The sequence below is a fragment of the Gimesia sp. genome (genome assembly GCF_040219335.1).
Taxonomy (GTDB): Bacteria; Planctomycetota; Planctomycetia; order Planctomycetales; family Planctomycetaceae; genus Gimesia.
In genome coordinates this window covers 131,482-150,222 of record NZ_JAVJSQ010000005.1, presented here as the reverse complement: position 1 = coordinate 150,222, position 18,741 = coordinate 131,482, and the positions used below count along the sequence as shown (strand labels likewise).

Below are 18,741 nucleotides of genomic sequence, written 5' to 3'. Positions count from 1 at the left end.
CCAGTTCAGTTTAATTTAAACAGATCTGCTTTCTGTTCGGGAAAGCCACATGCCACCAGGAGATTTATATTTTCAGAATAGACGTCATCCTGTACTTGATTCAACAAATCGAGGATGGCATACCGAACTGAACTCGATTCAATCTTCTGGTATGTACCGATTCGATCACACAGCGACAGGACGACCTCTTTCTGAGAATCAACAGTACCACAGGTCAGGATCTCGATGACGTAGCTTACAAACCAGCCATCATAAAACTGGATGTCTTCCCGATGAAATTGATTAAGCTGATCTGCTTCGCATAATGAAGCTAAGAGGAGATCGATAGACTCCCTGTTCAGAGAGAATCGCCCCTGAACAATGGCAACGGCCATCCGCACCAGTGGACCGAATGCTTCGCCTCGATACTTCTCCAGTTTCAACAGCTCAGGGCTGAGCCCTGCCTGAAAGATCAGTAACCCGGCAGCCAGAATTGCATTGGCAACCGCAGCATCTTCCGTTTCCGATTCCAGTTGATCCAGAATATGGATGAGAGACTGCTCAGCCTGTTCCGGAAACCAGGCCAGCGCAAAAATGGCGCTCTTCCTGATTTTGGGATCAGGATCATGTGTAAGTGGCATCAGGATATCCAGTTGCCTGAATACTTCCTGATAACATTGGACTTCAACCCGTAGGCTGTAATATTCATATAGATAGGCACCACGCTGCTCGCGAGTCATACCCTGTTCAGCATCATCTGCAGCCTGCCGCATCGCAGCCGGATCCACCCCCTCAGGCAGTGACTCTTCCGGGTATCCAATCGCCAGGCGGACCAGATAATCAATGATCTCCTCTTTCGAGTGAACCTTCTCTGATAGCAGTAAATAAAACAGAAAAGACACAACATAAACTGCGGACAGGGTCCTCATCCCTTGATGAAAGACGGTCGTATAGAGCGTTAAAATGGCTCTCTCACGGACCTCGGGATTATCGCTGGTTAACTTCAATAATAGGACAGGTACTTCACTTGCCGATCCGTAAGCATCGAGAAGGTAATCCCACTCGTAATTGAGGGTTTTCAATGCCACAAACAATCTCTCTCTTTCGACCAGCGCATCCTGTCCACATTGAGCTTCCTCCGTCAACAGCCAGTCCTCGACCTGTTTCAACCATTCCAGACGTTCTTTTTCCATATCAGGGCGCTTCTACACAAATTTTGATCGACTTAAATCTCAGTCAGTTGAATCACTCTTTCAAGAGGGCTCCACCTGCCACGAAGTTCACACTCCTTCCATTAATTTCATTTCCTTCGAAAAAATCGGTAGTCATCTCCCCACCGCTCCGTTAATTCCTGCATCGGGCCGTTTTCTATGCAATTCCGTTGCAGTGATTGCTGAAATCGTGCTGAATTGAGTCCCTTCACTCATAACGGGAGAGCCATGCTGATGAAATACCTCATTGCGTTTGTCGCTGTCGCGGGATTAATTACTACGGGCGTCTCATCTCAACATCCACGTGGCAGAGGAGATCGTGACTGTCATTGCCCGGGAGGTCCTCCCCCCGATCCCTTTATGGTCCTGTTCGATACCGACCAGGATGGCCGCATCTCCACCAACGAAATGGATCAGTCCGCAGTCGCCCTCAAGAATCTCGACCGCGATCAGGATGGCAGCCTGACCCGGGAAGAACTTCCCCGTCCTCCCCGCCCTCTAGAAGATCAGGGACATCGACGCGATGATCGTCACGGACCGCCCCCCATGGAGCGCGGCAGACATCAACATGCAGAACGTCCCGGACATCATGGCCCCCCGCAGCGGGGAGAACGACCAGACGCCCATCATGACCGCCCGCGCCACGGACATGATCGACATGAACGTGACCGTCGCGAGCAAGGTCGCCCGGGTCCGTCCTCCGATCGCAACCATCACGAAGGACGCCCTCACCACGGTCCGCCCAGAGAAAATTCCCCACGAGAAAATTTCCCACGCGAGAATTCTCCGCGCCCGCCCCGTCCCGATCGTGATCACATTGACGCGCCACTTCCCCCTGCTGTTTCCGAGAACGTCCCCGCAGGCACCGTAATCATCGAGGGAGGCTACGAAACCGATCCCCGCGATCATGGTCGCCCTGTGAACCTGATCGCTGCTGCCCTGGGTGTCGAGCCCCAGGTCTTTCGAGATGCATTCAGCAACGTCCGTCTGGCCCGCAACGGTGCCCCCACGGAATCCCGGGCCCGCGCCAACAAAGAGGTCCTGCTGGCGGCCCTGGGAAAATACGGCATCACCAATGAGCGACTGGACGAAGTCTCCAACTACTACCGCTATCAACCCCACAACGGAGAAGTCTGGAAACGAACGCCCGCGACAGCAACCGCCGTCATCAAAGATGGTAAGGTGACTGGTTTCAAAATCACGCGCGCCGGCTCCGGCTATACAACGCCGCCACGGATTTCCGTCGCTGGCTATCCCGATCTGCAGATCACGGCAGCTCTCCAGTTCGGACCGGATTTTTCACAGAACGGCAGCCTTAAATCTCTGACCATCAAATAGACGTAAAAAAATCCGCTGATCACATCTCTGTCTCCAGAATGCGATCAGCGGATCAGTCTGTTTGATTTCACATCAAATGCCGATTACTCAGCAGCCCCTCCACCAGAGAGTGAGCTCGCCTTCTGCTTGAGCACCTCCAGTTGGGCTGCGATCTTATCTTTCGCTGCAGAACTCTGATACAGCTCCTGCAGTTTCTTTGCTTCGTCCCGCAACTCGATGTAAGGGCCTTCGAATTCGGTAGCATACGATTCCAGCGATTCCATCAGAATCGACAGTTTCTGTGCCGCCGCTTTGGGCTGTTTTTTGGCAGAGGCAATGAATTCATCAATGGATTTCTGCACCATTTCGCTTTTTTCCGTATCGCTGGGAGGAGGCGTAGAGGGCGGACCACCACAGCCTGCGAGCGATACAGTGAAGAGAAACAATGCCAGGCAGCAGAGCAGTTGTCTGCCGATACCAATACTGATTTTCATTTGTCTAAGCCTTTGTCATCTGAATTAAAAAAACAGCTCCAATTAAATTCATTGGAGCTGTTTGTGTTTACGAATTCGTGATCGCGAATCGTTTAGAATTCACCAACTACGTTACCATCTGCAATCGACAGCAGATTCAGGTAAGTCGTCTGATCGATGTTTTCTGAAAGGAAACGCACAGCACCGTCTCCCATTGTAGCATGTACGCCACCGACATGGAAACTGCGTGCCGCCTGGCCGGAAAGAGTCCCGGTTCGGTCGGGATTATTCCGACGGTTAAAGTTGTTATCGGAAGTGTTGTTAGCGGAATAAGGAGTCGCGTCGTAAACTTTCGCGTTGGGGGTCAGAATCCCGTTGTTGTTCCGTCCTGCGAACAGAGCCCCGGTACACCAGCCCCAGGCGCCTTTATCGTCACCAGTGCTGATGCCAACCACAATTTCGCTCAACATGATTGAGTTGGACGAACCATCGGTGACGTCGCGGATTTTGGCACCATTCTGGGCAACTGCACTGAAAAAGCCACGGCGGTTCGGGTTCGTGTAGTCCGAACGGGTCATCGTTGATCCGGCTCCGACAGAGGCAGCATAAGTGATCTTAGAAAATCCATTGAAGTCCTGGGTCAGGTTGGAACGATCCACGCCCGGCTGAGAAGGACAAATCAGGCTGGGAATCTTGGCTCGCAGTACACTGTCTGTGGAACTTGCATTCGCACTGCGGGCCTTCAGAGACATGTTGTAATTGTTGTACAGGTTGGCCTGATCCATGAACGGCAGAATCTGAACCACCCAGGTCGTCCCCCAGTCAGCGTGACGTCCATCTTCCGGAGCGGAACCGATACCATACCAGACGGCTCCCGGAGGGAATGTGCGGTGCGTATCGTGATAGTTGTGCATCGCCAGTCCGAGCTGCTTCAGATTATTCTTGCAGGTACTGCGGCGAGCAGCCTCGCGTGCCTGTTGCACCGCGGGCAGTAAGAGCGCGATCAGAATCGCGATGATCGCAATGACCACCAGCAATTCAATCAAAGTAAAACCTCGTTTTGTTTGCATCTTTGAGTGCATAGTTTGGACCCCTTACACTGTTAAGATTGTGATGAATCCGTACCGGGCAGTACGGAATGATAGAATAATGGTTCGATATGAGCGCTTCACCCGGGGAGGAACCGTGATCGGAGAGAGGCGGGTATCGTTGGAAAACCGACGCACTCAGAAGATCTCGAAGAATGTATTCTTCGTAAAAGCCATGTGAATTTTATGTAAACTTGACGCGTGGGCAATCTATACATCCTTTAATTCGAACCGGAATTCATAAAAAACAGTCGATGTTCACCACACATTCACCACTTACAGACAATTAACAACTTCCTTTACTAATCAGAAATCAGTTTGAATTGAATCTCCTCCCTGCTCACGCTGAATATTTCCTGCAGACTTATTACGTTGATTTCGATTCGATTCATAAAATCAAAGTCAGAAAACTTCCTCTGAATCTGCATTCCAAAGATGTGCAAAACGGTCCATTCGGACACTACATTCAGTCACCTTCGATCAAAAGCAGCCAGAATCGGTCAAGGCGATCAGGCTGCTGGAAACCACTCACTGAAGTAACAGGTTTTTCCCTTAAATCCCTGTGTGTCTCTCAGACTCTGAAAAATCAGGTTCGCGCCTGACCAACGACGACCGATAACGAAGAAACCCTGACATTCAAACCGTTTTGAAAAAGACATGCATCAGGATCTCAAACTTCAGAGAGCTTGATGCGGCAGCGGTACTGGCCCGCTCGCTCAACCAGTGGAGTCACGCGGGAATGCCTAGACCCGATTTATCACACACTCAAGTCTCGCAGATCCTCAACAGACTCGAAGAGTCGGTGCGGGAGACATTCCGCGAGGCCTTCGCTCCTCAAAACAACCCCGTGCCCTCCCGCCTGCCAGTCGTCCCTCAACAGCCCCACCCGGATGCATCCACTACAGAGGAAACAGAGACGGCCCGGTTGCGTCGGGAACTGCAGGCGACGCGTAAAGAACTGAAGCAGGCACAAGCAGTCGCTGCCGCTGCAACACGCGCCCGCTGCGAATTCCTGGCTTACATGAGTCATGAAATCCGTACGCCGATGACCGCCATCCTGGGTTTCACGGAACTGTTGCAGAACGAAGCCCTTTCGGATGAAGATCAGAATCGAGCCGTCAAAACCATCCGGCGTAACAGCAACTACCTGCTGGATGTCATCAATGAAATCCTGGAACTCTCCCGGCTGGAATCGGGACTTCTCGAAATCGAACAGTTGCAGGTCAATCCCATCCAGATCGGACGCGAAGTCGTCGACCAGTTATCCGAACAGGCCCGCGCGTTGAATAATACGATTCATCTGGAAATCGAAGGCACTGTTCCGGAAACCATACAAACCGATCCCACACTCCTGAAACAGGCGCTGGTCAACCTGTTGACCAATGCACTCAAACTGACCACCGAGGGACACATCCGACTCACACTCAGTTGCGAGCCGTCACAGCAGGCCTTCTGCTTCCGTGTCAGCGACACCGGCATGGGTATTCCCACCGATCAGCGCCAGCACGTCTTTCAACCTTTTCGTCAGGCAGCCGCAACGCCGACAGGCAAGCGCAGCAAAGCAGGCTCAGGTTTTACGATCATCAGCCGCATTGCAGAACTCCTGCAGGGCGAAATCCGCCTGGAACAGGATGCCTCAGAGCACAGCGAATTCACTTTTGCGATCGCCACCGGCCCGTTGACTCAGGTCCGCATGCTGTCTTCACAGGAGGCAGGAGAACTCGATCTACCCGATCCCCGCTCTTTCTCTGCCAACAGTAGACTGCAGGGGCGCATTCTGGTGGTGGAAGACAACCTCGACAACCAGCGGCTGATCCGCTTCCTGCTCAACCGTGCTGGTGCCGAGATCACGATTGCCGCGAACGGACAGCAGGGTGTCGACATGGCCCTGCAATCGGAATCCCCTTTCGACCTGATCCTGATGGATCTGCAGATGCCCGTCCTCGACGGCTACCAGGCGACCATTGCCCTCCGCGACGCAGGTTACACCGGTCCCATCGTCGCACTCACCGCGCATGCACTCACGGGCGAACTCGAACGCTGCCTGAGCGTCGGCTTTGATGACTGCCTGACCAAGCCGATTGACCGCAACGTTCTGATTCCTCAGATCGCCGCGCGACTCGCCCGCAAGTCGACCTCCGTCACGCGCTGACGTTCTCTCACACGCCTCTCAACGCGCGTCCTCCCAGTCCCAGCATTATTTTCTTTACAGATGCTTCTGGCGACCTCATTCGCTCTGATCCTTCGAATCCCCTTGCGATTTACAATTTATAAACATACATTAGAATTTAATCGATTCACGAAGAGCTCCTGTTTCACGCACACAGAAAGCAGCACCATGCCCGGCCTGACCTTGCTCTCCCGCACACTCCACCTGCCCCGACGTTCGTTTCTGTTCGCCTTCAGTGTTCTGTTTCTTCTGAGCACGACAAGTCTCACGGCTGCAGAACAATGGCACGCCGGTTTAGCCAAGGCCAAAATCACTCCCGAAACCGATGTCTGGCTGGCAGGCTACGGCTCCAAACGGGCCCCCGATGGCAAGCTGCATGACATCTGGATGAAAGCCCTCGCACTCGAAGCACCAGGCGGTGAGCGGGCCGTGCTGATCACCAGCGATTTCCAGGGCGTCCCCAAAAGCATGAGCGATCGCGTCTTCAAAAAAATTAAAACGAAGTTTGACCTGGAACGCCGCCAGATCATGTTTACCTTCTCGCATAATCACTGTGGGCCCCGACTGGGAGACGACCTTTACGATTACTATCCCACCACGCCGGAGCAGGACAAAACCGTCGCCGAGTACACGGATCGTATGGTCGAGAAAACCGTCGCCATGATCGGCGAGGCACTCGATAATCTCGCCCCCGCAACACTCAAGCAAGGCAACGGACACACTACGTTCGCCGTCAATCGCCGTAACAACCGTGAAGCCGACATTCCCAATCTGCTCAAAGCAGGCAAGGCACTCGTGGGCCCCGTCGATCACGACGTTCCCATCCTGACCGTCACCCGCCCCGATGGCCAGCTCGCGGCCGTCCTGTTCGGCTATGCCTGTCATCCCACGACGCTCAGCTTCACCAAAATCTGTGGCGACTATCCCGGCTTCGCACAACTGGAGATCGAAAAAAATCATCCCGGCACGCTGGCCATGTTCGTCAACACCTGCGGCGGTGATCAGAACCCGCTCCCCCGTCGGAAAGTCGAGCTCTGTGAAAAATACGGACACATGCTGGCAGTCGCCGTCGAAGAAGCCTTAAAGCAGCCGTTGCAGAACGTTTCCCCCGGTTTAAAAACCGCTTTCACTTATGTTGATCTCCCCTACCTCAAAGTCGTCACCCGCGCCGACCTCGAAGCGGATACCAAAAGCGGAAGTGCCATCAAACAAAGGTGGGCCAAACGGCTCCTGAAAAAACTGGATCAGGGAGAGACCTTCCCCTCAGCCTATCCCTATCCGATTCATGCCTGGCGGCTGGGTAAGGAAACTCTCATGATTGGCATGGGCGCCGAAACCGTCGTCGATTATTCACTCCGTTTCAAACGCGAGTTCGGCCCGGGCACCTGGGTCTGCGGATATGCTGACGACATGATCTCCTACATCCCATCCAAACGGGTCTGGCTCGAAGGAGGTTACGAGGGGGGCTCAAACCTGTATGAATACGGCCGCCCCGCTTACCGCTGGTCCGAACAGACGGAAGATCTCATTTCAGAAACCGTAAACAAGCTCGTCAAACAGGTCGAGTGACCTGTCTTCCTCAGACGTGCTTTCACTCCGCTGCAGTGACCGTTTTACCGGCAAACATCTTTTTCACCAGGGGCAGTTCAAACAGGGCTGCCTCTTCTGCCTCCGTGATGGGACGCATGGGCCGCGGCGCAAAATTGCCGGGAATCCCCCGCCGGTTCAGTAATGCGGTCACCGAGGAAAACAGCGGCGCAGAAAACGTCTGCAGCAGTGTGAGTAAGGCAGAAAGATCCTGCTGAACTGCCGCCAGAGTCTCCCAGTCTTCCGCTTCTGTCGCGGTCACCATCGCCGCGATCCACTCTGGCACAACGCCATAAATCCCGTCCAGATGCTCGCGAACGCCCGCACGCAGCAGCACATCCATCAGGGTTGGCTGGGCGACGATCACGCGAAATTCATCACCAATCGCATCCAGCACCGGGCGGATCGTCACAAAGTGATCGGAACACTTAATGCCGTGAATGTTCGGATGCTGTGCCAGCTGCAGCACGGTCGCCACTTCCAGTTTGGTCCCCGTCGTCTGCGGCAAGTCATACAGAAACAGGGGGCGGGAACTCGCATCTGCCAGCGACTGATAATAATCGATCAGATCAGACTGACTGTACTTGATGAAAAAGGGAGCCAGTGCGACGACGCCGTCGATGTCATACTCTTCCACCATCCGAATCCGCTCCAGCGTCCGCACGTAGCTCGTATCGCCAACGCCCACCAGCAGTTCCGCCCGACCGGCGTTACATGTCACACTCCGGGCAACCAGATCGCGATAGGTACTCTCCTTCAAGAGCTGCATCAGCCCCATCGTTCCCGCAACCAGGAAACCGTTTATACCGTGGTCCAGCTGATCCTGTAGATGGGCTTCCAGCCCTTCCACGTGCAGGTCTTCTTCCGGAGTCAACGGAGTCCCCAGGGCGGTAATCATTTTGATCGAACTGGTCATATTGTAACTGCTTCCCTTGTTAAGAATTTACAAACTTTGTTTTTGGAATTCCGACAGGCTGATCACGGAACATGTCGTATCAGACAGCATCCGATCGATGGCACACTGGTCCTTGAAACCGGTACCGGTAATCAGACAGACCACCATTTCATCCGCAGCGATTTCTCCCTGCGCCACTGCACGTAATACACCTGCCAGCGAAACGGCTGCCGCCGGTTCACAGAAAATGCCCTCCTCGCGCGCCAGGCGGGCCTGTACCTCAAAAATGTAATCATCGGCAACCAGGTAACCGTTGCCTCCGGTCTCTCTGCAGACGCGAATCACCTCGTGACCATCCAGCACGTTCGCCACCTGCAGACCTCCCACCGCGGTCGTACTTTCACAGGACCGGGCCAGACTGCTTCCTTCTCGCAACGGGCCGGCAATCGTATTATTCCCCGCGGGCTGAACACAGTGGATCGCCGGGAAATCGACTTGTTCCTTTCCTTCGAGCGCCGTCTTTAAACCACGATAGACCGCCAGCAGCAGACCTCCGCCGCCTGCACAGCAGACAACATGATCAATCGATCGGTTGAAAGCAGCCGCCTGCGTGACCAGCTCGTGTCCAATCACTTCGACTCCCGCCATGCCCACCGGGTTGAACTGATAACTGCTCACCTGCAGCGCCGCATCAGCGGCAGCCCCGATCTGTTTGAGACATTTGAACGTGGCGCGGCTGATTTCCGGATCAGCACCAAAGCCTTCAATCCTCCAGACACGGGCACCGTAGGCCAGCATCTGTTTCAGTTTATTTTCGGGAGCGCCGATGAAGACCGCGACCTCACATTCCAGTCCCGCAGCGGCACTGTAAGCTGCCAGGGCCGAACCTGCATTTCCGCTCGAACAGGTCACCACCCGTCGCTTCCCCTGCGACAGCATCTCGTTGATCGCGGCTGCCGCAAAACGATCTTTATATGAACCGGTCGGATTCACCGTCTCCAGTTTGAAATATAAATGCTCCAGCCCCACAGCAGGTCCGATCCGCTGCGATCGCACCAGCGGGGTCTCCCCCTCGCCCAACGTAAACGGCTCAACATCCATTTCGATTTCCCTGGTAAGTCAGTCTCGATTCCACTTGAAATAACAGTCCCTGTAACAAAGGCCTACCTTACCAGAGGTACTTCGTAAACATGAGCATTCTTGAGCAAAAGATCAGAATTGTCTTGACGAGTAAATATCGGGTTATATGATAATAAATCAGATTGTCATACAATCTAAATATTTATATTACATTAGTCTATGGCAGATGCCATGACAGACATACGGAAATCTGTGATGTTCTTCGTGTACGGCCGCTCGAGCCACGCGTTGAAACGCCATCATTTCTGACATTCATTGTCGCGCTCACAGGATATTCGTTGCATGAACACACTGCAGAGTGATTCTCCGGTCATCGGTTCCGACTCTCGAACCTTAAGTGCAGAGCTCGCAGAACAGCTGTGCGCCAGGATCCGCAATGATCGTCTCGCTCCCGGAACTCGTCTGGGAACCGAAGCTGATCTGGCCAGTGAATTCGGCGTTTCACGAACCGTCGTCCGGGAGGCAGTCGGCTCACTCCGCGGTCTGGGAGTGGTCGTCGGCAGACAGGGACTCGGGCTCTGTGTCGGCGAAGCAGATAACTTCTCCACCGTGCTCCGTAATGCCCTGGTTCCCCAGGTCGCCAGTGCAGACGGCTGGCGCGAACTGCAACAGTTGCGGGCCGTGATTGAAATCGGCTCCATCGCCCTGGCTGTCGAATCGATCTCCACCGAAGAAATCATCCGCCTGCAGACCATCGTAGCAGAAATGAAACGGGTCATGCGGAACCTGGACGAAGATCCCCAGGGAACCAGCAAAGCCTACAAGGAACTGGACTGCCTGTTCCACGAAACCATTCTGGGTGCCTCACATGGAAACTTTGTGCAACAGTTCCATGGCGTACTGCTCGACTACTTTCACGCAGGCGATGTCTATGGATGTCCGCCCCGGGAAAGTGGGTTGCATGAACACGAACAGATTGCCAATGCCATCGCCGACCGCGATGTCGACCTGGCTACGAAATACTTGACAGAACACTTGAAGCCGCAATTAAAGGCGCCCAGTAAAGAATCCACGACAAATTAAACGCCTCAGGCAAATAACATAAATTACCTGAATCTCGAACAATTGATTTGGCAACAGAACCAGTTCTGATCCGGTGCGTTCCGGTCAGCCCCGGGACTGCAGCAGTTTTTTATCTATATTCCTGAATCTGTTATCTATGCACCTGTGTGCAAGGGTGATCATAGCATTTATTTTTTTGCGTTTATTTTGGGAGATGCTTCCATGTTCCGTTTCCATTCCAAGATGAAAGCTCGTGGATTTACGCTGATTGAACTTCTGGTCGTGATTGCCATTATCGCCATCCTGATCGCTTTGCTCCTGCCCGCGGTTCAGCAGGCTCGTGAAGCAGCCCGCAGATCGTCCTGCAAAAACAACTTCAAACAGGTTGGGCTCGCTCTGCAGAACTATCACGACACGTACACTGTCTTTCCCATCGGGGCCGGCATCAGTGGGGGCTGCAGTGGTTACTCCGGCGCCCACATGTTTTCCTGGGGCACCCGTATCCTGCCCTACCTCGATCAGGCCAATATCTACAACAACCTGAACTTCTCCGGGCCGACTCCCTTTGTCCCCGCGAATTTCTCTAACACCACCTGTCTCAACCCCGTGGTGCCGTTCCTCTGTCCCAGCAATCCGCAGCCTGACACCATCGTCAACAAAAACGGTGCTTTCGCAGGCGCACTCCCAAACGGCATGCCCCGTACCGACATGGGCGGCGTTGCCGATTCCGTCAGTTGGAAATGTAACAGCGGTTCCGGCGTGCGGCCCACTTCAGTCGGTAACGGAGTCCTCTACGCCATCTCGAAAGTCAGAATGCGCGACATCATCGATGGCTCCAGCAACACGCTCGTGGTGGGTGAAATCACAGGCTCGCTCGCTTCGAGTGGCCTCAATGGAAACTCCTACACCGGCTACGATGTCTTCGATACCAGTAACGGCATCAACAGTATCGACACCGTTCCCGGGGGCGGCTCTTTTGCGTTCCGACCACAGGGCTTCTCCAGCTATCACGTAGGCGGCTGCCACTTTGTGTTCGGCGATGGTTCGGTGCATTTCCTCTCCGAAAACATTGACCAGGGAACGCTCACCGCACTCACGACCCGGGCCGGTGGTGAAGTTGTTGGCGAATATTAATTCTCGACGCTCATTCATTCGATGATTGCATTCAGAATATTCGTGCAGGCTTCCGCGTCAGCCTCCATTGTTTCAAGGAGTTTACCATGCCCGCAAAAGGGTTATTGCTCTTACCGGCTCTCTTACTGCTGGTCGGCTGCGGGGGGATCAGCGATGCCCCCGACCGCCGCGTTGTCACAGGTACCGTCACCCTGGATGGCGCCCCCCTCGAAGGGGGCGTAATCCGCTTTCGTCCGCTGCCCGAAGGACCAATCGCAGCTGCCAAAATCAGGGACGGAAAATATGAAGTCACCAACAAAGGTGGCGTCCCCCTGGGTAAACAGCGTGTCGAAATCAAAGGCACACCCATCGTTCCCGCCGATACCACCGGTATGTCACTGGGAGAAATCGACGCCGCCACAAAACCCGCCATCCCTGTTCCCGATAAATACCATAAAAATTCAGAACTCGAAGCCGACATTGAAGCGGGCGGCGACCCCCTGGTTCTCGACTTCGATCTGAAAAACTGAAACAGGCTCACTCACTAGTCAGGTGTCAGACATGCAACAACGACGAACAATCCCCCTGCTCCTCACCGCTCTCCTGCTCGTTCTTTCATCAGCACATGCCGAGGAATGGAATCACCCCCAGACCAGCAGACTGCCCCACAAGCATCTCGGTCCCTTCATCCGTCTGACGGATGGCAACATCCTCGCTCCCGACACCAAACAGTCGCTGATCAGTGAGGACGAGGGGAAGACCTGGCAGGCCACGCCCCTCTACGCCGAACCGGAAAAGTTTCACACCAGCAACGAACGCGCACTGATCCAGACCCGCAAAGGGACGATCCTCCTCGTCTGCATGAATCTGGCCGAACGCAAATTCAACTGGAACGACAAACTGGGAGGCCCGCAGCCCGACTGCTACCTCCCCGTTTACGTCATCCGCAGCACCGATAACGGAAAAACCTGGCACACACCTCAGATCCTGCAGGACCACGGCTGGTGCGGTGCCGTACGCAGCATGATCCAGACCAAATCAGGCCGCATCATCGTCGTCGTCTCCCAGTCCATCGCCAATCCCGGCAGGCATGTCTCGCACACCTATTACTCTGACGATGAAGGCGAGACCTGGAAACACAGCAACATGATTGACCTCGGCGGTTCCGGCGATCACGATGGCGCCATGGAAGGGACGATCGTCGAACTCAAAGACGGGCGCATCTACCAGCTGATCCGCACCAAATTCGGCCGATTCTGGGAAGCCTTCTCTGAAGATGAAGGAGCTTCCTGGCGTACCATTCGTCCCTCGAAAATTCCTGCCAGTTCGTCCCCCGCGATTCTGCAGCGACTCGACAGCGGCCGCATCGTCATGCTCTGGAACCGCTTCCGCGATCCCCAGAAACGCACAGGCCGCCGCGAAGAACTGTCACTCGCTTTCTCCGACGATGAATGTCAATCCTGGAGCAAGCCTACTGTCATAGCCCGTGATCTGACTCCCCCAGGACAGAAACGCGAAAACCGTGTCTCCTACCCCTATGTCTTCGAAGCCCATCCCGGCGAACTCTGGGTCACCACCATGCAGGGGCCCGTCCGTCTTAAGCTCAAAGAAGCCGATTTCCTCAGCCCCTGAATACGACTCCGGCTTCATGAAAATGTCCGGTGAGAAAGCGGAATAGTGATGGTTTAGCCAGCTGTTTGCTGCTATGATAAAGATCCGCCTATATGTAAACCCACTACGGATCTCGATCAGAACTCACTCCCCGCCTCAGGAGCAGCTTGCATGCAGTCTATGTCCCGTCGTCAGTTTCTCTCCTCCACCAGTGCCGCCTGCCTGGCACTACCCGGCCTGTCGCCAGTTTTCGCCGTTAAAACAGCACCGCCGACGCTCACCCTCGGCTTCAGTCTCTACGGCATGCCTAAGATGCAAACCGAACAGGCCCTGCAGACCGTCGCAGACATTGGCTACGACTCCACCGAACTCTGCCTGATGGACGCCTGGGACGCCACACCGCTCAAACTCAATCCGCAGCGCAGAAAGGCAATCGCCGGCAAGCTCGACGAGACCGGCCTCAAACTGACCTCGCTGATGGAGCACTGTGATCTCACCGGCTCTCCTGCCAGTCAGAAACCGATCCTCGAGCGTCTCAAACGGGCCGCCCAGTTGGGACATGACCTCAAACCCGATCAGCCCCCGCTCATCGAAACCACCGCGGGCAGCGGCAAATGGGAAGACCGCAAAGAGGAAATGCGCGACAACCTCAAAGGCTGGGCTCAGATCGCGGAAAGCACACAAACGGTCATCGCTGTCAAGCCCCACCGGGGCGGAGTCGTTGATCGCCCCGAACAGGGCGTCTGGCTCGTCGAACAGATCAACAGCCCCTGGATCCGCCTCAACTATGACTACAGCCATTTCACGCACCGCGACATCTCCCTGGAAGATTCGCTGAAAACCATGCTCCCCTACACCAGCTTCATCCAGATTAAAGACACCGTCCTCAAAGACAACAAAGCCCGCTTCGTCCTCCCCGGCGAAAGCGGCGACATCGATTACGTCCGCCTGCTCAAACTTGCTGTTGCAGGTGGCTACCGCGGAGACATCTGCTGCGAAGTCAGCGGCATGGTCTTCAAACAACCCGGCTACGATCCCGTCGCGGCTGCGAAGACCTGCTATCAGAATATCGCCCCTGCTTTCAAAAAAGCCGGCATTAAGCGCGGCTGATCAGATATTGAATCCATCCCTTGAAGGGTTCGACGATGACGAAACAGAATCGACTTCAGACTGCCAGCATCGTGACCATAGCCACCTTACTCCTGCTGTGCAGTTCGCTCTCCGCAGCGGAACCGGCCCCCTCCCGCGACCAGCAACTCGAATTCTTCGAACTGCATATCCGCCCGACCCTGATCGAAAAATGTTCCGACTGCCACACCGGCGATGCAGACGCAGAAAGTCCGCTCGCCCTCCAATCCCGCGCCGATCTGCTCAAAGGGGGCGACTTCGGCCCTGCCATCGTCCCCGGCAACCCACAGGCCAGCCTGCTCTTTCAATCCATCCAGCGCACCCACAAAGAACTGAAAATGCCCCCGGATGCGGAAGAGCGGCTCAATGCCGAAACACTGAATCACTTCAAACGCTGGATCGCCTGGGGCGCTCCCTGGCCTCGAGAACAGACGAAAACACGCCCCAACACTGACGCAAAGTCAGCCGAAAAACTGACCACCAGCCACTGGTGCTTCCTGCCCCGCCAGGAAGTCACATCACCCACAATTGAAAATGCAGACTGGTCCAACACCGCCATCGATCGTCTCATCTATGCTCGCCTGCAAACAGAACAACTGACGCCCGTGCCCCTGGCCGACCGCAGAACACTGATCCGCCGGGCGACCTTCGATCTCACCGGCCTGCCGCCCACGCCACAGGAAATCACAGACTTCCTCAACGACCCCGCTGCAGACGAAACCGCGTTCGCCACTGTCGTCGATCGCCTGCTCGCCTCTCCCGCGTATGGGGAACGCTGGGGCCGCCACTGGCTGGATGTCGCCCGCTACGCAGACACCCAGGGAGACGTCGGCGATTTCCCGATCCCTGGTGCCTACCTCTACCGCAACTGGGTCATCGACTCTCTCAACGCCGATCTCCCCTACGATCAGTTTCTCACCGCCCAGCTCGCCGGCGATATCCTCTCCACACAGGAATCCGATCCGGCCCGAGCCCGACAGCTCAAAATCGCTACCGGCTTCATCGCCCTCTCCCGCCGGTTCGGCAACTCTCGTTTTGATGATCAGCACCTCACCATCGACGACACCATCGATACCATCGGCCGCGGACTCATGGGTGTCACGCTCAAATGCGCCCGCTGTCACGATCATAAATTCGATCCGATGCTCGCCACCGACTACTACGGACTCTACGGCATCTTCGAAAGCACACTCTACCCCAGCATGGGCGCCTCGAATCAGCCCTCTCCCACGCAACTGGTCTCTGCAGAAAACACGCCCGGTTCACAACAGAAAATCAACGACTACTGGAAACTGCTCAGCCACTATCAACACCAGATCCGCAATCACTTCCGCCCCTGGCTCAAACCCACTCTCAAGGAATACGAAGAGGTCGCCGCAAAAATCAAACAGGCGAAACAGGCTGGTAAACCATTCGACAAACTGGAAGCCCGTCGGCAGAAACTCCTCAATACCAAACAAGGGAAGTTTCGCGAACTCATGCTGCACGGCCTCCCCTGGCTTAAACAGGAAAAGGCCCGCCTGGTCAAGCAGCCCCCCGTGGAGATGCTCTACGCTGTCATCGACGGCAAACCGCATCACAGCCGTCTGCACCGCCGCGGCGATCCGGAGAACCAGGGAGATGTTGTCCCCCGCCAGTTCATCAGCGTCATCTCGGAATCAAAACCGGATCTCGACAAACAGCACTCGGGACGCCTCGAACTGGCCCGCTGGCTGACCGATCCGGAACACCCCTTGACCGCCCGCGTGATCGTCAACCGGCTCTGGTATCATCACTTCGGACAGGGTCTCGTCAAAACCGTCGATAATTTCGGCGTCCTCGGTGAAGCCCCCTCGCATCCAGAACTGCTCGATTACCTGGCCAGTCAACTGATCGCACACCAGTGGTCGCTCAAAGCCCTGCATCGACAGATCATGCTGACCCGCGCCTATCGCCTCGACAGCCGGGACCAGCCGGAAAACAGCCGCCGCGATCCAGACAACGTCTACCTCTGGAAACACACCCGCCGCCGCCTCGACGCCGAATCCATCCGCGATGCCATGCTCTTCGTCTCCGGCGAACTCGATCGCGAACAGGGCGGCCCGCACCCGTTCACCCCCTGGCATAAAAAAGGCTACAGCCTCAACGGTCCCTTCCACGAAGTTTTTGAGACCAACAAACGCAGCGTCTACCTGATGACGCAGCGACTCTACAAGCATCCCTTCCTGGGTCGCTTTAACGGTCCCGAAACCAACGAAACCTCGGGCAGTCGGCACAGTTCGCATCTGCCCACCCAGGCACTCTACCTGTTGAATGCCCCCTTCGTGCCCCAACAGGCAGAAGCCCTGGCTCAGCGTATCGAACAGACATATTCGACACCTGCAGAACAGGTGGAACTCGCCTGGCAGCTGGCCTACGGTCGCAGCCCCACCAAATCCGAACAGGCAGACGCCCTTGAGTTTCTCAAAATGTATCAGGCACAACTGGCAGCCGAACAAACGCAGGATTCAGCAACAGAGGCCCCTTCCGCCTGGACCGGACTGGCCAAAGTTCTGCTCACCAGTAACGAGTTCTTTTTTATTGACTGACCCCGCAATCCACCAGGAACGCAGTATGTCCGATTCCGCATTGATCTCACGACGACAGCTTCTGCAAGCCGGCCTGGGAACGTCCGCAGGTCTCTGGCTTCCGCGCGTATTGCCTGCCGAACTCGCGGCCCCGCACCACCGGCCCCGCGCAAAGCACGTAATCATGCTCTACATGTCCGGGGGCTACTCGCATGTCGACACCTTCGACCCCAAACCCGAACTCACCAAACGGCACGACCAGTCGATCGGCAACGAAAACAAAGCCGCCGTCTCCAGTCAGCCCAAAGTAGAACGCTATCTCAAAGCCCCACTCTGGAAATTCCGCCCCAACCGGGAGTGCGGCACCGAAGTCAGCGACCTCTTCCCCGAGATCCGCAAACAGATGCACGAAGTCGCATTGATCCGCTCCATGAACTGCGATCATCGCGACCACGGCGAAGCCACCCTGCAGCTGCATACCGGCAGCACCACCGCAGCCATGCCCGGCATGGGGGCCTGGCTGAGTTACGGCTTGAAATCATTCAACCCGAACCTCCCGTCACACGTCGTTATCTCCGAGCATCGCCCCTACAATGGACCCCAGCTGTGGGATGCCAACTTCCTCCCCGCAGTCAACACCGGCGTCCGCGTCATGCCCGGCAACGATCCGATTCCCTATCTCAAATCTCCCACGTCGCATTCCCGCCAGCAGCTCGAACTCTCCTTGCTGCAGAAACTGAATCAGCGGCACCTGGATCGCCGCGATCACGATCCCAAGCTTTCCGGTCGCATGAGTACCTTCAAAGCCGCCTCCGGTCTCCAGCGCCAGGCCCCCGAAGCACTCGACCTCTCCCGGGAATCCAAGTCAACACTCGAACTCTACGGAGCCGAACAGGGAGACCAGGCCAGCTATGCGGCCCAGTGCATCATGGCCCGCCGTCTCATCGAACGGGGTGTCCGCTTTGTCGAAATCATCGACGCCGTCGGTGCCTGCCGGGACAACTGGGATGCCGCGCACCGCGACATGGCCTCGCACGAAAAATACGCCCGCCGCGTCGATCAGCCCATCGCCGCCCTGATCACCGACCTCAAACAGCGGGGCCTGTTCGAAGAAACCCTGCTCGTCTTCTGCACCGAATTCGGCCGCTCCCCCTGGGCCCAGGATGGCAAAGGAACCAAATCCCGCACGCATCACCCCAACGCGTTCTCCTGCTGGCTGGCCGGCGGAAATGTACGTGGCGGCGTGATTCACGGCGAATCCGACGACATCGGTAACTACGTTGTGAAAGACCTGGTCCACATCCACGACTTCCATGCCACCATCCTGCACATCATGGGACTCGACCACGAACAACTCACTTACCGCCACGCAGGACGGGACTTCCGTCTTACCGATGTGCACGGACACGTGGTCAAACAGATTCTCAACTCCTGATCTGATATCACACACCTGACGGTTTTTGCGACACCTGCGCCGATAT

At 55.6% G+C, this 18,741-nt stretch carries 15 protein-coding genes; 10 read left to right on the top strand and 5 right to left on the bottom strand.

What is annotated here, in order from left to right; all coding sequences use genetic code 11:
• Positions 1-5: 5 nt before the first annotated feature.
• Positions 6-1,172, bottom strand: a complete 1,167-nt coding sequence (locus tag RID21_RS04695; protein ID WP_350187403.1) for a hypothetical protein — start codon at positions 1,170-1,172, stop codon at positions 6-8.
• Positions 1,173-1,424: 252 nt separating this feature from the next.
• On the opposite strand from RID21_RS04695, the gene RID21_RS04690 reads away from it, so the two are divergent.
• Positions 1,425-2,528, top strand: coding sequence for an EF-hand domain-containing protein (locus tag RID21_RS04690; RefSeq protein WP_350187402.1), 1,104 nt, complete (start codon positions 1,425-1,427; stop codon positions 2,526-2,528).
• Between the two features lie 83 nt (positions 2,529-2,611).
• Here RID21_RS04690 and RID21_RS04685 read toward each other — a convergent pair whose 3' ends face one another.
• Complete coding sequence (locus RID21_RS04685; protein WP_350187401.1) at positions 2,612-3,001, bottom strand: hypothetical protein; 390 nt, start codon at positions 2,999-3,001, stop codon at positions 2,612-2,614.
• A 92-nt stretch (positions 3,002-3,093) separates the two neighbouring features.
• Positions 3,094-4,050: a DUF1559 domain-containing protein gene (locus RID21_RS04680; RefSeq protein ID WP_350187400.1), complete on the bottom strand. Its 957-nt coding sequence runs from the start codon at positions 4,048-4,050 to the stop codon at positions 3,094-3,096.
• A 757-nt stretch (positions 4,051-4,807) separates the two neighbouring features.
• Here RID21_RS04680 and RID21_RS04675 point away from each other — a divergent pair.
• Positions 4,808-6,220 (top strand): response regulator, encoded by a 1,413-nt coding sequence (locus RID21_RS04675; protein WP_350187399.1) that lies wholly within the window; start codon positions 4,808-4,810, stop codon positions 6,218-6,220.
• Positions 6,221-6,406: 186 nt separating this feature from the next.
• Positions 6,407-7,807 carry a neutral/alkaline non-lysosomal ceramidase N-terminal domain-containing protein gene (locus tag RID21_RS04670; RefSeq protein WP_350187398.1) on the top strand — a complete coding sequence of 467 codons (1,401 nt, stop codon included), beginning with the start codon at positions 6,407-6,409 and terminating at the stop codon, positions 7,805-7,807.
• Between the two features lie 22 nt (positions 7,808-7,829).
• On the opposite strand, the gene RID21_RS04665 is transcribed toward RID21_RS04670, so the two are convergent.
• Both RID21_RS04665 and RID21_RS04660 read right to left on the bottom strand, forming a co-directional pair.
• Positions 7,830-8,741 (bottom strand): dihydrodipicolinate synthase family protein, encoded by a 912-nt coding sequence (locus tag RID21_RS04665; RefSeq protein WP_350187397.1) that lies wholly within the window; start codon positions 8,739-8,741, stop codon positions 7,830-7,832.
• A gap of 27 nt (positions 8,742-8,768) precedes the next feature.
• Complete coding sequence (locus tag RID21_RS04660) at positions 8,769-9,821, bottom strand: pyridoxal-phosphate dependent enzyme (RefSeq protein WP_350187396.1); 1,053 nt, start codon at positions 9,819-9,821, stop codon at positions 8,769-8,771.
• Positions 9,822-10,142: 321 nt separating this feature from the next.
• Here RID21_RS04660 and RID21_RS04655 point away from each other — a divergent pair, with 321 nt between their 5' ends.
• From RID21_RS04655 to RID21_RS04625, 7 genes are all read left to right on the top strand, one after another.
• Complete coding sequence (locus RID21_RS04655) at positions 10,143-10,883, top strand: FadR/GntR family transcriptional regulator (RefSeq protein ID WP_155363560.1); 741 nt, start codon at positions 10,143-10,145, stop codon at positions 10,881-10,883.
• A gap of 201 nt (positions 10,884-11,084) precedes the next feature.
• Positions 11,085-11,996 carry a DUF1559 domain-containing protein gene (locus RID21_RS04650; RefSeq protein ID WP_350187395.1) on the top strand — a complete coding sequence of 304 codons (912 nt, stop codon included), beginning with the start codon at positions 11,085-11,087 and terminating at the stop codon, positions 11,994-11,996.
• A gap of 86 nt (positions 11,997-12,082) precedes the next feature.
• Positions 12,083-12,505 (top strand): hypothetical protein, encoded by a 423-nt coding sequence (locus RID21_RS04645; RefSeq protein WP_350187394.1) that lies wholly within the window; start codon positions 12,083-12,085, stop codon positions 12,503-12,505.
• Between the two features lie 31 nt (positions 12,506-12,536).
• Positions 12,537-13,607, top strand: coding sequence for a sialidase family protein (locus RID21_RS04640; RefSeq protein ID WP_350187393.1), 1,071 nt, complete (start codon positions 12,537-12,539; stop codon positions 13,605-13,607).
• Positions 13,608-13,757: 150 nt separating this feature from the next.
• Positions 13,758-14,696: a sugar phosphate isomerase/epimerase family protein gene (locus tag RID21_RS04635; protein WP_350187392.1), complete on the top strand. Its 939-nt coding sequence runs from the start codon at positions 13,758-13,760 to the stop codon at positions 14,694-14,696.
• Between the two features lie 35 nt (positions 14,697-14,731).
• Positions 14,732-17,281 carry a PSD1 and planctomycete cytochrome C domain-containing protein gene (locus RID21_RS04630; RefSeq protein ID WP_350187391.1) on the top strand — a complete coding sequence of 850 codons (2,550 nt, stop codon included), beginning with the start codon at positions 14,732-14,734 and terminating at the stop codon, positions 17,279-17,281.
• Between the two features lie 25 nt (positions 17,282-17,306).
• Positions 17,307-18,695, top strand: a complete 1,389-nt coding sequence (locus RID21_RS04625) for a DUF1501 domain-containing protein (RefSeq protein ID WP_350187390.1) — start codon at positions 17,307-17,309, stop codon at positions 18,693-18,695.
• The last annotated feature ends 46 nt before the right edge of the window (positions 18,696-18,741 follow it).

Bases quoted from the DNA above. Each gene is read 5' to 3' on its own strand.
- RID21_RS04680 (WP_350187400.1), bottom strand. From the start codon at position 4,050: ATGCAAACAAAACGAGGTTTTACTTTGATTGAATTGCTGGTGGTCATT.
- RID21_RS04640 (WP_350187393.1), top strand. From the start codon at position 12,537: ATGCAACAACGACGAACAATCCCCCTGCTCCTCACCGCTCTCCTGCTC.
- RID21_RS04675 (WP_350187399.1), top strand. From the start codon at position 4,808: ATGCCTAGACCCGATTTATCACACACTCAAGTCTCGCAGATCCTCAAC.
- RID21_RS04695 (WP_350187403.1), bottom strand. From the start codon at position 1,172: ATGGAAAAAGAACGTCTGGAATGGTTGAAACAGGTCGAGGACTGGCTG.
- RID21_RS04645 (WP_350187394.1), top strand. From the start codon at position 12,083: ATGCCCGCAAAAGGGTTATTGCTCTTACCGGCTCTCTTACTGCTGGTC.
- RID21_RS04630 (WP_350187391.1), top strand. From the start codon at position 14,732: ATGACGAAACAGAATCGACTTCAGACTGCCAGCATCGTGACCATAGCC.
- RID21_RS04670 (WP_350187398.1), top strand. From the start codon at position 6,407: ATGCCCGGCCTGACCTTGCTCTCCCGCACACTCCACCTGCCCCGACGT.
- RID21_RS04655 (WP_155363560.1), top strand. From the start codon at position 10,143: ATGAACACACTGCAGAGTGATTCTCCGGTCATCGGTTCCGACTCTCGA.
- RID21_RS04650 (WP_350187395.1), top strand. From the start codon at position 11,085: ATGTTCCGTTTCCATTCCAAGATGAAAGCTCGTGGATTTACGCTGATT.
- RID21_RS04690 (WP_350187402.1), top strand. From the start codon at position 1,425: ATGAAATACCTCATTGCGTTTGTCGCTGTCGCGGGATTAATTACTACG.
- RID21_RS04685 (WP_350187401.1), bottom strand. From the start codon at position 3,001: ATGAAAATCAGTATTGGTATCGGCAGACAACTGCTCTGCTGCCTGGCA.
- RID21_RS04665 (WP_350187397.1), bottom strand. From the start codon at position 8,741: ATGACCAGTTCGATCAAAATGATTACCGCCCTGGGGACTCCGTTGACT.
- RID21_RS04625 (WP_350187390.1), top strand. From the start codon at position 17,307: ATGTCCGATTCCGCATTGATCTCACGACGACAGCTTCTGCAAGCCGGC.
- RID21_RS04635 (WP_350187392.1), top strand. From the start codon at position 13,758: ATGCAGTCTATGTCCCGTCGTCAGTTTCTCTCCTCCACCAGTGCCGCC.
- RID21_RS04660 (WP_350187396.1), bottom strand. From the start codon at position 9,821: ATGGATGTTGAGCCGTTTACGTTGGGCGAGGGGGAGACCCCGCTGGTG.